The 405-nt window shown below is 17.0% G+C and carries 1 pseudogene; it reads left to right on the top strand.

Annotated elements, in window-relative coordinates:
• Positions 1 to 199: 199 nt before the first annotated feature.
• A pseudogene (locus LRB30_RS05840) lies at positions 200 to 405 on the top strand (hypothetical protein); the annotation flags it as partial.

Genomic DNA, 405 nt, shown 5'->3' with positions numbered 1-405 from the left:
GTTTATATTAAAAAACATCAACTATTTTTAAAAAAAATTAAAATACTATAATTTATATTAAAAAAATCAATTATTTTTAATAATATTAAAAATATAATATAAATGTAAAAAATTGGAAAAACAAAAAATAAAAGTTCTAGAAAACTTCAAATCAAAAACATAAACAAAAAATTATGCTAAAATACTAATCATGAATAACATGAATAATATTAATAGATTAATATTATTAATATTAACTACATACACTTTATTATTCTCTTGTGCCTTAATTGCAGATAATAAGTCAAAAAATTTAAGCACATCAGAAATCATATTAACACAAAAAATACCACTAGAAAGCTCTTTAATAAAAAATCCTTCTAATGTAGAATATCGAATACCAATATCCAATATTCAAGAAATTTT

Origin of the sequence: Borreliella americana (assembly GCF_021043605.1) — a bacterium.
Lineage (GTDB): Bacteria > Spirochaetota > Spirochaetia > Borreliales > Borreliaceae > Borreliella > Borreliella americana.
The sequence above is the reverse complement of the archived record's forward strand: the minus strand, read 5'-3'. Positions and strand labels throughout refer to the sequence as shown.